Below are 15386 nucleotides of genomic sequence, written 5' to 3' on the forward strand. Positions count from 1 at the left end.
CTCCGCCAGAGGCGGACGCGGACGTGCGGGGGATCAGGGGAGTTACGAGGTGATGAACACTAAATCCAATTGTTTTTCAAAGTCAATGCCCCAGGTGCGGGCAACTTGCGGGCCTGCCCGCCCCTACCCTCGACCGGGACGGCCGGTCGGACCAGCGAAGGAGCAGGCATTGCGGCAAGTGGGGACGAATCTACCGAAGATCGGCACGTACAACCGGGCCGTGGTCCTCGACGTGATCCAGCTCAACGACGGCATCAGCCGGGTGGAGATCGCTGAACGTACCGGCCTGACCCCGCAGTCCGTCTCCGGCATAACCCGGCGCCTGATCGACGAGGGCATCGTGTGGGAGGACGGCCTGAGCCGGGTACTGACCACCGGCAAACCACGCACCGTCCTGCGCGTCAACCCGGACGCCGGCTACGCGGTCGGCCTGCACTTCGACCCGGTCGAGCTGGTCAGCGTCGTCGTCGACATGCTGGGTCGGCCCGTGGCCATGCAGCGTCGTGCGGTTCCCGCGGACGTCACCCCTGCCCAGGTGGTCGGGCTGATGGGCGATCTCACCAGCGAGGTGCTCCGGTTGGCCGCCGTGCCCCGCGAACGGGTGCGCGGCGTGGGTCTGGCCGCCCCCGGGCCGATCGACCAGGATCTCGGCATGGTGGTCTCCCCGCCGCAGCTCTCGACGTGGCGACGGGTGCCGATCGAACGGATGCTCCAAGAGGCCGTCGACCTCCCCGTCACGGTGGACAACGACGCCACGGCGGCGGCCATCGGCGAACGCTGGTCGGGAGTCGGACGTGGCGTGGCCAACTTCGCCTACTTCTTCTTCGGCACCGGCATCGGCGGCGGTCTGTTCCTCAGCCACCAGGTCCATCGTGGTGGCTCCGGTAACGCCGGCGAGTTCGGGCACCTCACCGTCGTACCTGACGGCCCCGACTGCTACTGCGGCAACCGCGGCTGTCTGGAACGGCTGATCAGCCCGTCGGCGATCGTCGCCGAGGCACACCGTCGGCTCGCCGGCGGCGGGCAGCTCGGGGGTGTGCTGGCCGACGCCTACGCCGACGAGCCGGCCCGGGTCGACTACGCCCTCGTCGGCAAGGCGGCCACGGCCGGCGACCCACTGGCCACCGAACTGATCACCAGGGCGGCCGAGTGGCTGTCCTGCGCGGTGGTCAATGTGGTCAACACCGTCGACGTGGACCTCGTGGTCCTTGGTGGACACACGCTGACACACGTCGGCGAGTGGTACCGCGCCGCTCTGGCCGAGGCACTCGCCAACCGGCCTATCGCGCGACGGATCCGGGTCGTCGACGTGGCGCTCTCCTCGCTGGGAGCCGATGCGGCCGTGCTCGGTGCTGCCTCACTGGTGCTGCACGCCGCCTACTCTCCCCGGGTCACCGCGCTGCTCACCCAGTAGACGCCACGGCACGGCTCGCTCCACCCGAGTTGCGAGAGCGGTTCTGGGGCGTAATCGCCGGCGCGGTGCTGCGGTGTGCCTCGGGGCAGGCGCTCGACCTGCTCCAACGGTACGCGCCCGAAGAGCCCGGTTCGCCACCTACGGTCGCCGCGACCGACGCTTACGCCCAAGGTGCTCTGCGCACCGCCCGGAATGCCGTGCGGGAAGTTTTCACCCGGCCGCATCCAGAAGCGAGGACCGCCGCGAAGTATGGGTGAACGGCATTGCAGCCGCCACACAGTACTCCGAGAAGAGGCACGTAGATGAGGATCACCGGACTCGGCAAGCGGGCCGCCGCTGTGGCCACCGCCGCCGTCGTCGCGTCCGCCATTGCCGCCGCGCCGGCCGCCGCCCACGGCAAGACCAAGCCGCTGGGCACCAAGTCCCTCGCGTCGGTGCTGACCGCGGACAAGAAGGGCTTCGACCACAACGGCCACGATTACGACATCCTCACCGCCGCCGTCCAGGCGGTCCTCAAGGCCAAGCCGTCCAGCCCGGTGAAGGTCCTCGCCGACGGCAAGACCGCCCTGACCGCCTTCCTCCCCAACGACCGCGCGTTCGAGCTGCTCGTCGCCGACCTGCAGAAGACCAAGCGGCTGCCCAGCGAGAAGAAGGCCTTCACCGCCGTCGCGGGTCTCGGCATCAACACCGTCGAGTCGATCCTGCTCTACCACGTCGTGCCCGGTGCGACGATCGACCGCAAGGCCGCGCTCAAGGCCGACGGTGCCAAGCTCACGACCGCCGCCGGGTCCACCATCAAGGTCGATGTGTACGGCCCGCGCTGGCACAAGCGTATCGCCCTCATCGACGCCGACCGCAGCGACCGCAACCCGCGCGTCAACCGGTTCGACATCAACAAGGGCAACAAGCAGATCGCCCACGGCATCGACCGGGTCCTGCGCCCGATCGACCTGCCCTGAACCTGACACACCGCACGGGCGCGGTCCATGACGGACCGCGCCCGTGCGGCGTCGGCGTCGCGCGTCGCGCGCGACGTGATCCTCGTGGCGTTGCTCGGTGAGCACGTCATCGGCACGAAGTCGGATGCCGGCCATGACCGAGTTCCTTCCAGCCTGATCTCGCAGAACAGGGCGGTTGCGGCAGGCCCGGTGATCGAAGGGTGTGCGGCTCCGGGTGGGACAGCCGTCGACCAGGACGCGGAGCCTCGACCGGAAATCTCACCATGCAGTCCTGACCCGCCACGATCCCGTTGTTGTCCGCCCGGAACCACCTCCCCGAACGCATCCGCGGCCGCCGTGGGCAGCGCCGATACCGGTGGCGGCGCTTCAGCCCGGCCGGTAGGCGCTGCTCGCTCTCTCCCTCTGCGCAACGGCGACACCTGCGCCGGACTCGCGGCCGGCTTCGAGATCGGCGTCGCCACCGACTGGCGGCACCTGCGGGACGCGATAGCTCTGCACGCGACGGCCGCCGATGACCTGGCCACCGCCGTGGCACGGATCCGCGGCTGCCGTACGCGATCCTGGACGGCGCCCTGGTCCCGATCGGCCGGGTCGCCGGCCAGCGGCCGTACTACCCGGTTCGCTCCAGGTTGTGAACCGGACTGGGAGCAACACCGAGCGGAGCTTCACGCCGGTTCGGGGGCCCGACATCGTCACGACGACCCCTCACCAGGGCGAGCCGTGGGCCTGGCCAACCGACCTGTCCGAAGCCCAACGGCACGTCCGCCGGCGGAACCACACCTTCCCGGCAGGTGCACGAAACTTTCATTGACACTTGTTACATCGCAGTGCAACATGGGCAGCAACCTCTGACGACGTTGCCTTACACGCGATTCGCGTTGTCGTCGAGCATTGGCAAGTGGGATCGCCCGCTAGGAGAACCAATGTTTCTTTCAACTCGTGATCGAGTCGGCCCACCGCGCCGATTGGCTTTTGCGGCAATCGCTCTCGCCACCCTATTAAGCGCCTTGGTCACCATGCATGCCACTAAGGCGGCCGCAGCGACCGGAGACAGCACCTTTTCCTCCGGTAAACCTGATTACGACGCCGCCTACGTAAAGGCGTTGGCCGACATCCACGCCGACGTCGTCAACGGCAAGTTCATCGCTGGAACCAACTGGGCGGAAATCTGGACACGTGACTCGGCATATTCCGCCGACCTCGGTGCAGGTTTCGTCGAACCGACGGTCACGGTCGCCACCATGCGCGGACTGACGGAGAAGGATGCCCAACTGGGCGATGTCTGGATCCAGGACGTGTGCGGTCACTTCGGCGGTTGGCCGAACCTCAGCGACGCCATCGTGGGAGCCGTGGGCGCCTGGGCCGCCTACCTGAACTCCGGTGACCAGGATTTCTTGCGGTGGAGCTACGGCGTCACCAAGAACAGCCTGGCCCGCGCCGAACGTGACGAGTTCGATGCCGGCTCGGGTCTGTTCCGCGGCGTCGCCTCGTTCATGGAGTCGAACAGCGCCTATCCGTCCACGTTCGCCAACAACGGTGCGGCGGCAGGCAGGACCAAGTCCCTGGCCACCAATCTACTGCATTACCGTGCGTATGTGATAGCCGCCCGTATGGGCCAGCTTCTCGGTGAGAACGTCAGTACGCTGGAGGCCGGCGCCGCCAACCTCAAAAAGGCGATCAACGACCGCCTGTGGCTCGCCGGTAAGGGCTACTACGCCTACTACGAGGACGCGAACGGCATACGATCGGACCGCATGGAGGGCCTCGGCGAGGCGCTGGCCGTACTGTGGGGGGTGGCTGACCCTGCGCGCGCCGCGAGCGTGCTGAGAAACACACCGACCACCGCCCAGGGATTGCCGTCGTTGTCGCCGCAGTACGCGGAGTGGAAGAACTACTCAGGCATCGACTCCAGCTACTACCACAATGGGATGGTGTGGCCTTTCGTGCAGGCGTACTGGGGCTGGGCGGCGGCGTCGCAGAGTGATGTTACGACGTTCGACACTGAATTCGCCAAGTTGGTCGCATTGTCCAAGCGGGATACGTCTTTCCGCGAGTTCTATCGTCCGGAGGACGGCACGCCCGATGGGTCGCCGCGCCAACTGTGGAGCGCTGCTGGTTACCTGTCGATGGTTTACCACGGCCTCTTCGGCATGAACCTGGCGAGCGACGGCATCACCTTTCGTCCGACTGTTCCGGCTTCGTTCAGCAACCTCAGGCTCGACGGCTTCCGTTACCGCGGCGCGTCGTTCAACCTGACGCTCACCGGGTCCGGCACCCGGATCTCCTCCTTCAAGCTCGACAGCACCGAGCGCACCGACCGCCGGATCCCCAACAATCTGACCGGCTCCCACACCGTCACGATCATCATGGGTGACAGCGCCAAGGCCCAGATCAGATCCGGCATCTCGGGTAAGTGCCTGGCAGTCGCCGGTGGCCTCACCTCCGACGGCACCGCGGTGCAGTCGACCACCTGCAGCACCACCGGCGACGCAGCCCAACAGTGGATTGTCGGCACCGAGGGAAGCTTGCGGGCGCTGGGCAAATGCCTCGACGCCGATCACAGCGGGGTGGTCGATGGGACCAGGGTTCAGCTGTGGACCTGCAACGGCAGCGCTGCCCAACGGTGGATCGCCGGCGCCTCCGGCTCGCTGCGCAACGTCCACGCCGGACGCTGCCTCGATGTGCCGGGCTCGAGTACGACGAATGGCCTGCAGGTGCAGCTGTACACCTGCAACGGCGGCCCGGGGCAGCAGTGGACGCTACCGTCCTGAATCGGAAGACTGAGTGTCGATGCCCCGGAGGCGCGTCAGCTGACCGCTCCGGGGCATCGAACGCTCGCAAGTCGTCACCTGGCGCCACGGCGCTGGAGCGGCGGCCGGGGAGCGCGAACGGCTCCCGGGCGCGGCGCGGCCCCGCCGGCGGCGCGGCATACCGCTGACCGGAGGACCAGGCGCTGGAGGTATCCGGCCAGTTCGCCGGATCTCCGTGACGGACTCACCGCCGAACCTCTCCGTCACCGCCTCGCCCAGGACCAGCGCCTCCATCGCCTCGGTCGGCACCGCGACGGCCGGCAGCGGGCAGACGTCCGAGTGCAGGCCCGGGTGGAGGCGCGCATACCGCGACAGGAGTGGCTCCGCGGCGGCCGGTCGGGCCGCCGCTGACCTGATCATGCGGGCCCGCGACGAGCCACCGACGCCGGAGCGGCGCTGCTACGGAGAGCCGGTCGCCTGGTCGAGGCGGTCCAGGGGCGAACCGCCGACGGCTCGGCGAACGGGACCAGCACACGAGCGGCCCGGCTGCTGACGGTCCTCAAGGAGCACATCGGCGACGGCTGAGGCCGTCCGGACGCGCGAGTGACGGTCGATCGACCGGTCCCGGGGAGACACCGGGCGACGGCCGGACGACCGCCTGGCTCGTCGAGGAAAACGCTTACCCCCACCTATTGACGCTCGTAACCGGCTGTCGCTAGGTTGATGCGAGCCGGCGAGAAAGCGCTTTCCAATCCCCGCCTGATTCGTCTGATCGAACAGGGAGCGCCCACATGAACCGACACCGCCTCCGCACGCTCGGCCTGATCCTGCTGGCCGCGGTTACCGTTCTGGCCACCGCGCCGACCCCCGCCCACGCCGCGCCCCGCTTCCGCGTCCTGGTCTTCTCCAAGGTCACGAACTTCTACCACTCGTCGATCCCGGCCGGGAAGACCGCGATTCAGCAGCTCGGCACCGCGCACAACTTCGAGGTCGTCGTCACCGACGACGCCGCCGCCTTCACCGACGCCAACCTCGCCGGTTTCGACGCCCTGGTGTTCAACAACACCAACTCGCTGCCCACCTCCGGCGACCTGCTCAACGCCAGCCAGCGGGCCGCGTTTCAGAAGTTCATCCGTAACGGCGGCGGCTGGGTCGGCCTGCACGCCGCCTCGGCCAGTGAGCGCGACTGGCCCTGGTACGAGGGACTCGTCGGCACCATCTTCGACAACCACCCGAACTTCGACTCCACCGGCGGCACCTACCCGGGGCGGATCAAGGTCGTGGATCGGGCGCACCCGTCCACGAAGAACCTTCCGGAACTCTGGGAACGCAGCGAGGAGTGGTACAACTGGCGGACCAACCCCACCGGCAGCGTGCACACCCTCGCCCAGATCAAGGTCCGGGACGGCATCAACGGGCTCAACGAGGGCGTCGACCACCCGTACTCCTGGTGCCAACGCTACGACGGCGGCCGGTCCTGGTACACCGCTGGTGGGCACGCCAGTTCCGCGTTCAGCGAGCCGGCGTTCCTGGAACACCTGCGCTACGGCATCGAGTGGGCCGCCGGCGCGGTGGCCGGTGACTGCGGCGCCACCGAGACCAGCAACTTCGAGCGCGTCGGGCTGGTCACCGAGAACCTCGCCGACCCGTTCGAGCTGGCCGTCGCCCCGGACCGCAAGGTGTACTGGATCCAGCGCACCGGTGCGCTGAAAGTGGTCGACCAGGACACCCTGCAGACCACCACGCTGCTCGACCTCGCATACAGCTCCGCGATGACCGACCAGTCCGACGGGCTGATCGGCATGACGCTGGACCGCAACTTCGCCAGCAACGGCTGGATCTACCTGCTCTGGTCTGACAAGACCCTCAAACAGCTCAACCTGTCCCGTTTCACGGTGGCCGACAATGCCGTGGCGATGTCGTCGGAGAAGCGACTGCTGACCATCCCGACCTTCCGCGGTGAGGGCCGGGCCAACTCGCACATGGGCGGCTCACTGGCGATGGACCCGGCCGGGCGACTGTACGCGGCGATCGGCGACAACACCGACCCGTTCCAGTCCAGTGGCTACACACCGATCGACGAGCGGTCCGGTCGGGCCGCCTACGACGCGCAGGGCACCGCCGGCAACACCAACGACCTGCGCGGCAAGATCCTGCGGATCACCCCGCAGGCCGACGGCACCTACACGATCCCCAGCGGCAACCTGTTCGCGCCCGGCACGGCCAAGACCCGGCCGGAGATCTACACCATGGGCATGCGCAACCCGTTCAGGATCACCGTCGACCCGCTGACCAACGCGGTCCTGGTCGCCGACTTCGGGCCGGACGCCCGCGCCGCCGACCCCAATCGCGGCCCGGAGGGGACCGTGGAGTTCGACCGGATCACCGCCGCCGGGAACTACGGCTGGCCGTACTGCGTCGGCAACAACATCCCTTTCAACGACTACGACTTCGCCACGAACACCTCCGGGGCGAAGTTCAACTGCGCGGCGCCGGTCAACAACTCCCCCCACAACACCGGCCTGACCAACCTGCCGGCGTCGAAGTCCGCGCTGGTCTGGTACGCGTACTCCGCCTCCAGTCAGTTCCCGGAGGTGGGCACCGGCGGCGGTGGTGCGATGAGCGGCCCGGTCTACGACTACGACCCGGCCAACACCCGCGCCACGAAGTTCCCGGAGTACTACGAGGGCAAGTGGATCGTCTACGAACTCACCCGCGGGTGGTTCAAGACGCTGTCGGTGCACCGGACCGCGCAGACCTTCACCGACGCGCGTTTCGGCGCCACCGCCGTCGGCGACCTCCAGTCGATCAACGGGATCTTCGGGAACATGGCGTGGATCCAACCCCTCGAGGCGGAGTTCGGGCCCGACGGCTCGCTCTACGTCATCGACTTCGGTGAGGGCACCGGCAGCGGCCGGGGCGGCAGCAACAACGGCGCCGGCATCTACCGGATCGACTACGTGGCCAACGGGCGTCCCCCGACGGCGAAGGTCGCGGCCAGCAGGGACAGCGGCCCGGCGCCGCTGGCGGTGACCTTCTCCTCGGCCGGGTCGGCCGCCGGGGACGGCTCGACACTCAGCTACGCCTGGGACTTCACCAACAACGGCAGCACCGACTCCACCGCGGCCAACCCGAGCTTCACCTACAACACGCCGGGTAGGTACACCGCCCGGCTGACCGTCCGCGACAGCGGCAACGGGCTGACCGCCACGGCGGTGACCGACGTCGTGGTCGGCAACACCCGGCCCACCGTCACCATCAACGTCCCCGACGGCGGGTTCTTCGACTTCGGCGACAAGATCCCTTACACCGTGACGGTCACCGACCCCGAGGACACCACCATCGACTGCACCAGGGTCGTCGTGCAGACCCAACTAGGCCACGACGCGCACGCCCACCCGCTGGACAACTACACCGGCTGCTCGGGGGTGCTTAACACCGAGGCCGACGCCGGGGACGGCCACGGCCCCGGGCAGAACCTCTACACCGTAATCACCGCCCAGTACACCGACGGTGGCGGTTCTGGCGGCGCCGGCCCGGCTCTGGTCGGGTCCACCCGCCTGCAGTTGCAGGCCAAGAGCAAGGAGGCCGAGCACCTCAGCTCCGCCGCCGGAGTGACTGTGCTCGACCGGCCCGCGGCCCGGGCCGGCAGGCGGGTCGGCGAGATCGACCACAACGACTGGGTGGCGTACGGGCCGGTCAACCTGCGCAACATCGGCTCGGTGACGGTCGGGGCCTCCTCCGGCGGCACCGGTGGTGACGTCGAGCTGCGGGTCGGCTCGCCCACCGGCACCCTGCTCGGCAAGGCCACCATCAGCCCGACCGGCAGCTTCGACAGCGTGGTCTCCCCCACCGTCACGCTGGCCAACGTACCGACCGGCACCTTCACCCTCTACCTGAGGTTCGTCAACGCCGCCCAGCCCACCGGCGGCACACCGGACCTGCTGTCGCTGGACTGGCTGCGGTTCAACGGCTCGGGCGTCAAGCAGGATCCCGGGGGCACGCTGTCCGTCTCGGCGAGCCCCGCCACCGGCACCGCGCCGCTGTCGGTCAACCTGAGCGCCACCGCCACCGCCGGGTCGGGTCGGATGATCACCGACTACGCGTGGGACTTCGGCGACAACAGCGCCGTCGTGCACGGCGCCACGCTGGCCTCGACGTCCCACTCGTACCCCCGCAAGGGGCCCTTCACCGCGCGGGTGACCGTCACCTACAGCACCGGTGAGACCAGGTCGAGCAACCTGGCCATAACCGTCGGCTGACCGGGGCGACGGCGGGCGGGGCGACGTCCCGCCCGCCGTCGCCGCGCCGGCCGGCGGGTGCCGCGCTCACGTGGCCGACGTGGACTCGGCGCCACGCCGGCATCGGGCGCGGCGCCCGGCCCCGGCGGCGAGCCGCCGCCTCGACAGCCATGGGCGCCACCAGCGCGGGCAGCGCGGCGGCCAACAGCGCCAGCTACGGCAGCAGGTGCCGGTCGAAGCGGGCAACCGCCATGGGTAATGTTCAGCGCGGCGGCGAACACGCCCACCACGACGACGAGGTTGGCGTAGTCGGCCGGGCCGGGACCGGCAGCCAGCGCGGTGACCACGTCGGCGGCCGAGCCGGTCCGCGGCCACAGGGCCGCCCCCACCAGCACACCGAGCAGCGTCGGCCCCACCGGCAGGCCGACGCAGCAGGCGAGGTCCGGCGCCGGGCCGGTCCCAACCTGAAGTCCGGGGCGCGGACTGCGAACACGGCGACGTGCCCGACCAGGGCGGCGGTGTCCGCCGCCGCCGGCGCGTACCGGTGCCGTGGGCGGTGCAGGGCGGCCACGCACCGGGACACCACTGCGGTCGCGGCGACCGTGGTGACCACCGCGACCCGGTTCCCGCCCCGGGCCGGTGCTCGGGAGACCAGCAGGACGAGAGTTCCGAGCAGGGCCCCGACCTGAGGGGGCAGCCCGCCCCACCCGAAGGAGTGGCTCCGATCGATGCGGGCCGACGCCCGCGGCCGGGCGGACCAGCTCCGCCCGCCCGAACCGGCGGGGTCGGGCCGCGGCTCAGACGACGTGGCGCAGATAGCCCTCGATCGAGTCGTCGAGGACGTCCAGGCCCGGCCGCGCCCATACCTGCGCGGAGAACACCTCCACCTCCACCGGCCCGGTGTAGCCGGCGGCGTCCACCGCCTCCCGCAATCGGCGCAGCTCGATGCAGCCCTCGCCGGGCAGCGCCCGGCCGAGCAGCACCCCCTCCGGCAGCGGGGTCACCCAGTCGCACACCTGAAAGGCGGCGATCCGGGCACCGGCGCGGGCGATCTGCGCGTACGCGGTGTCGTCCCACCAGACGTGGTAGGCGTCCACCACCACCCCGACCAGGCCCGGGTCGAACCGTTCGGCGATGTCGAGCGCCTGGCCGAGGGTGGCGACCACGCACCGGTCGGCGCAGAACATCGGGTGCAGCGGCTCGATGGCCAGGGTCACCCCGGCCGCGGCGGCGTGCGGCGCCAACTCGGCGATCGCGTCGGTCACCCGCCGGCGGGCCCCGTCGATGTCGCGGCTGCCGGGCGGCAGGCCGCCGCAGACCAGCACCAGCACACCCGTGCCGAGGGTCGCGGCCTCCTCGATCGCCCGCAGGTTCTCCTCGCGCCAACCGTCGGCGGTGAAGAACCCGCCCCGGCACAGCGAGGTCACCGCGAGGCCGGCGTCGCGGACCAGCCGCGCGGCGCGGGCCAGTCCGTACTCGGCCACCGGCTCGCGCCACAGCCCTATCCCGGGCACCCCGGCCGCGACGCATCCTGCCACCGCGTCGGCCAGCGGCCAGTGCTTGGCGGTGGCCTGGTTGAAGGAGAACCGCTGAAGTGACCGGGGGGCTCGCAACCCCGGCTCACTCCTCGCGCTCACTGGGCCGCCTTCCGTTCGCGACTGCGGGGCTCGCAACCCCGGCTCACTCCTCGCGCTCACTGGGCCGCCTTCCGTTCGCGACTGCGGGGCTCGCAACCCCGGCTCACTCCTCGCGCTCACTGGGCCGCCTTCCGTTCGCGACTGCGGGGCTCGCAACCCCGGCTCACTCCTCGCGCTCACTGGGGCACCCCCGCGACGGTGAGGAACGCCCGGGCCCGGGACGCGGCCAGCTCGGCGTCCGGGAGCAGGCCGGCGGCGTCGGCGAGTTCCAGCAGCCGGGCCAGGTGCACCGGCGACCGTCCGGCCTGCTGGCCGCCCACCATGGTGAAATGGCCCTGGTGCCCGGCCAGCCAGGCGAGGAACACGATGCCGGTCTTGTAGTGCCAGGTCGGGGCGGCGAACAGGTGCTGGGCCAGCGGCACCGTGGGCGCGAACACGGCGTCGTACGTCGCCGGGTCGCCCCGGTCGAGGGCGGCCAGGGCGGTGGCCGCCGCCGGAGCGATCGCGGCGAACACCCCGAGCAGCGCGTCGGAGTGGCTGGTCGCGTCGCCCCGGATCAGCTCCGGGTAGTGGAAGTCGTCGCCGGTGTAGAGGCGTACGCCCGGCGGCAACCGGCGGCGCAGGGCCACCTCGCGGTCGGCGTCCAGCAGTGACATCTTGATCCCGTCCACCTTGGCGTCGTGCGCCTTGATCAGCTCCACGACGGTGTCGGCGGCCACGTCCAGGTCGTCGGCGCCCCAGTAGCCGGTCAGCGCCGGGTCGAACATCGGGCCGAGCCAGTGCAGCACCACCGGTTGGTCCGCGGCTGCCAGCAGCTCGTCGTACACCCGCAGGTAGTCCTCGGGGCCGCGGGCCGCGGCGGCCAGATGGCGGCTGCACATCAGCACCGCCCGGGCACCGGCGGCGGTGACCTCGCCGAGCTGTTCGAGGTAGGCGCGGGTGACCTCGGCCAGGGTCGCCGGGCCCGGCGGAAGCTGGTCGGTGTTGACGCCGGCGACGATCCGGCCGCCGGCCGCGCGTGCCTCGGCGGCGCTGCGTCGGACCAGCTCCCGGGTGGCGGGGTGGTCCAGGCCCATGCCGCGCTGCGCGGTGTCCATCGCCTCGGCGACCCCCAGGCCGTACGACCAGAGGTGGCGTCGGAAGGCGAGGGTGCGCTCCCAGTCCAGCGCGGCCGGCGCGCCCGGGGTGTTCTCGGCGGTCGGGTCGGCGACCACGTGCGCCGCGGCGTACGCGATGCGGCTGGTCGGCGGCCCGGCCGGGCGCGGGAAGCCGGCGCCGCCGCTCAGCCGGAGCCGCCGTCCGCCCGGCAGGATGACCTGCGGCCCGCTCAACGGGCTGTCCCCCACCGCGCCACTCGCCACACCAGCGCCCTGCTCGCGCTCACAGCGACAGCTCCGGGACGTCGAGGCGGCGGCCCTCACGGGCCGAGCGCAGGCCCAGCTCGGCGAGCTGCACGCCGCGCGCACCGGCCAGAAAGTCCCACCGGAACGGCTCCCCGGTCACCACGTGCCGCAGGAACGCCTCCCACTGCACCTTGAAGCCGTTGTCGAACTCGTCGTTGTCGGGCACTTCCGTCCACTGTGCCCGGAAGTCCTCGGCAACCGGCAGGTCCGGGTTCCACACCGGCTTCGGGGTGACCCCCCGGTGCTGTACCCGGCAGCGGCGCAACCCGGCCACCGCGCTGCCCTCGGTGCCGTCGACCTGGAACTCGACGAGTTCGTCGCGGAACACCCGCACGCACCAGGACGAGTTGAGCTGCGCCACCGTCCCACCGTCGAGTTCGAAAATGCCGTACGCGGCGTCGTCGGCGGTCGCCGGATACGGCCGTCCGGCCTCGTCGACCCGTTGCGGTACGTGCGTGGCGGTGACGCAGGAGACCGCCCGCACCCGGCCGAAGAGCTCCTCCAGGACGTACTGCCAGTGCGGGAACATGTCCACGACGATGCCTCCGCCGTCCTCGGCCCGGTAGTTCCAGGACGGGCGTTGGGCCGGCTGCCAGTCGCCCTCGAACACCCAGTAGCCGAACTCCCCGCGCACCGACAGGATCCGGCCGAAGAAGCCGCCGTCGACGAGCCGCTTGAGCTTGCGCAGCCCGGGCAGGAAGAGCTTGTCCTGCACCACACCGGTGCACACCCCCGCCGCCCGGGCGGACCGGGCCAGGTCGAGGGCACCAGCGGTGTCCTCGGCCAGCGGCTTCTCGGTGTAGACGTGCTTGCCGGCCTCCAACGCCAGCCGGATCGCCTTCTCCCGCTGCTGGGTGACCTGGGCGTCGAAGTAGATTTCGACGTCGTCGCGGGCCAGGGCGCCGGTCAGGTCGGTGGTCCAGTCGTCCAGCCCGTGCCGCTCGGCGATCTCGCGGAGCTTGGTCTCGTCCCGGCCGACCAGGACCGGATGCGGCCAGATGGTCGTGCCGTCGGCGAGGGCCACCCCGCCGGACTCCCGGATGGCGAGCAGGGAGCGCACCAGGTGCTGGCGGTAGCCCATCCGGCCGGTGACGCCGTTGACGATGATGCCGATCGACCTGCGAGTCATGGTGTTCCTTCCGTCGTACGGCGGTTGTCGCCTGCTCAGTGGTTCGCGGCGGCGCTGCCGAGCAACCCGCGCAGGTCGGTGGCGAGGCGGTCGAAGCGCGGATCCGACATGACCTGTGCGTAGTCGCGGTGCGCCGGCAGGTCGACGTCGAAGGTGCGCAGGATGCGGCCGGGGCGCGGGCTCATCACCACGACCCGGGTGCCCAGGAAGACCGCCTCGGCGATCGAGTGGGTCACCAGCACCACGGTGGTGCCGGTCTCCCGCCAGATCCGGTTGAGTTCGGCGTTCATCTGCTCCCGGGTCAACGCGTCCAGGGCGCCGAAGGGTTCGTCCATCAGCAGCACCGGCGGGGCGTGCAGCAGCGCCCGGCACAGCGCCACCCGCTGCTGCATGCCGCCGGAGAGCTCGTGCGGCAGGGCCTTCTCGAAGCCGGTCAGGCCGGTCATCTCGATCAGGGCGTCGGCGCGTTCGGCCGCCGCCCGCCGGTTCATCCCGCGCATCTCGGCCTGCAGCAGGATGTTTGCCCGGGCACCCCGCCACTCCAGTAGGGCGGCCCGCTGGAAGACGAACCCGATCTGCTTCTGCGGTCCGGCGACGGGGCTACCCAGCAGCGACACCACGCCGTCGGTCGACCGGACCAGCCCCGCCACGATCTTGAGCAGGGTGGACTTGCCGCAGCCGGACGGGCCGACGATGCTGACGAACTCACCCGGGGCGACGGGCAGGGAGACGTCGTCCAGGGCCGTGGTCCGGGACCGCCTGGAGGTGAAGCGGACACTGACCCGGGAGATGTCGATGGCGGTGCCGGTGCGTACCGGGGCGGTGGTCGTCATCGGATCAGCCCTGCGCGGCGTAGGAGGCGTCCCAGTACGCGTCCGGCGCGCCCGGGTTCTTCAGTGCGGCGTAGCGGGACATCAGGTCGACGGTCTCGCGCCACTGCGCGTCGGTGTTCACGCCCGGCGCGCCGTCCGTGCCGATCAGCGGCAGGGCCAGGGTGAGCTGCTCGGTGAGCACCTCGGCCGGCGGCTCGTTCTCGGCCAGCTCGCTCATCGCGGCGACCGCCCCGGCCTTGTCCTTCGCCGCCTCGGTCCACGACTTCTGGGTGGCGCGGACGAACCTGCGGGCCAGGTCCGGGTCGTCCTTCAGCACCTGGGTGTTGGCGACCAGACCGGTACCGAGCAGGTTCATCCCGTAGTCGGCGAAGAGCAGCACGTCGACCTTTTTGCCGGTCCTGTTCTCGATGGTCGGCGCCTGGTCGTGGAAGAAGCCCATGATCGCGTCGACCTTCCCCTCGGCCAACGCGGCGATCTTGCCGGCGGCGTCGACGTTGACCACCTTGACGTCGCCCTGCTTCAGGCCGTTCTTCTCCAACCAGGCGGGAAAAGTGGCGTACAGGGCGTCGCCAGGGGTGCCGCCGACGGTCTTGCCCTTGAGGTCGGCCGGCGTCCTGATCTTCTTGTCGGCGAAGAACTCGACCGAGGCCGGCCCCTTCTCCAGATAGGAGCCGAGGCTGCGGACGGGCATGCCGCTGGCGACCGACTTGAGCAGCACGGGGCTGTCGGCCCACCCGAAAGTGGTCTGCTTCTGGGCGACCTGCTTGATGGTGTTGCCGGAGCCGTTGCCCGGAAGGATCTTGAGGTTGATGCCCTCGGCGGCGTAGAAGCCCTTCTGCACGCCGTAGTAGAAGGGGGCATGTTCGCCGTAGGGGACCCAGTTGAGGGTCAGGGTGGCCCGCTTGTCCCCGCCGGCGCCGGCGGTGTCGTCGTCGCCGCAGCCGGTGGCCGCGAGCAGTAGAGCGGTGGTCAGGACGAGGGCGGTGGCGGTGCGCTTCATCGGTGCCTCCGTGCGGTGGG

At 70.4% G+C, this 15386-nt stretch carries 9 protein-coding genes and 1 pseudogene; 5 read left to right on the forward strand and 5 right to left on the reverse strand.

Annotated features, from left to right (window positions below):
• Positions 1-178 precede the first annotated feature (178 nt).
• The 5 genes and pseudogenes from GA0070564_RS27025 (at position 179) to GA0070564_RS27040 (ending at position 9385) form a co-directional block, all read left to right on the forward strand.
• Positions 179-1414, forward strand: a complete 1236-nt coding sequence (locus GA0070564_RS27025; RefSeq protein ID WP_245670304.1) for an ROK family transcriptional regulator — start codon at positions 179-181, stop codon at positions 1412-1414.
• Between the two features lie 302 nt (positions 1415-1716).
• Positions 1717-2373, forward strand: coding sequence for a fasciclin domain-containing protein (locus GA0070564_RS27030; RefSeq protein ID WP_091615337.1), 657 nt, complete (start codon positions 1717-1719; stop codon positions 2371-2373).
• 284 nt (positions 2374-2657) lie between these two features.
• Positions 2658-2987: pseudogene (locus GA0070564_RS30065) on the forward strand (IS5/IS1182 family transposase); the annotation flags it as partial.
• A 309-nt stretch (positions 2988-3296) separates the two neighbouring features.
• Complete coding sequence (locus tag GA0070564_RS27035) at positions 3297-5144, forward strand: ricin-type beta-trefoil lectin domain protein (RefSeq protein WP_091615341.1); 1848 nt, start codon at positions 3297-3299, stop codon at positions 5142-5144.
• Between the two features lie 770 nt (positions 5145-5914).
• Positions 5915-9385 (forward strand): ThuA domain-containing protein, encoded by a 3471-nt coding sequence (locus GA0070564_RS27040; RefSeq protein ID WP_091615344.1) that lies wholly within the window; start codon positions 5915-5917, stop codon positions 9383-9385.
• A 776-nt stretch (positions 9386-10161) separates the two neighbouring features.
• Here the strand turns inward: GA0070564_RS27040 and GA0070564_RS27045 are convergent.
• The 5 genes from GA0070564_RS27045 to GA0070564_RS27065 all read right to left on the reverse strand — a co-directional run bounded on the left by GA0070564_RS27045 (position 10162) and on the right by GA0070564_RS27065 (position 15366).
• Entirely contained in the window at positions 10162-11001 is an 840-nt protein-coding gene (locus GA0070564_RS27045) for a sugar phosphate isomerase/epimerase family protein (protein WP_245670298.1), read from the reverse strand.
• A gap of 176 nt (positions 11002-11177) precedes the next feature.
• Positions 11178-12332: a dihydrodipicolinate synthase family protein gene (locus GA0070564_RS27050; RefSeq protein ID WP_091615514.1), complete on the reverse strand. Its 1155-nt coding sequence runs from the start codon at positions 12330-12332 to the stop codon at positions 11178-11180.
• A gap of 49 nt (positions 12333-12381) precedes the next feature.
• Entirely contained in the window at positions 12382-13533 is a 1152-nt protein-coding gene (locus GA0070564_RS27055; protein WP_091615350.1) for a Gfo/Idh/MocA family protein, read from the reverse strand.
• Between the two features lie 35 nt (positions 13534-13568).
• Positions 13569-14366 (reverse strand): ABC transporter ATP-binding protein, encoded by a 798-nt coding sequence (locus GA0070564_RS27060; protein ID WP_091615354.1) that lies wholly within the window; start codon positions 14364-14366, stop codon positions 13569-13571.
• A gap of 4 nt (positions 14367-14370) precedes the next feature.
• A complete protein-coding gene (locus GA0070564_RS27065) occupies positions 14371-15366 on the reverse strand; it encodes an ABC transporter substrate-binding protein (protein ID WP_091615359.1) in 996 nt (331 codons plus the stop codon).
• Between the last annotated feature and the right edge of the window lie 20 nt (positions 15367-15386).

The organism is Micromonospora mirobrigensis (assembly GCF_900091555.1).
GTDB classification, from domain to species: domain Bacteria; phylum Actinomycetota; class Actinomycetes; order Mycobacteriales; family Micromonosporaceae; genus Micromonospora; species Micromonospora mirobrigensis.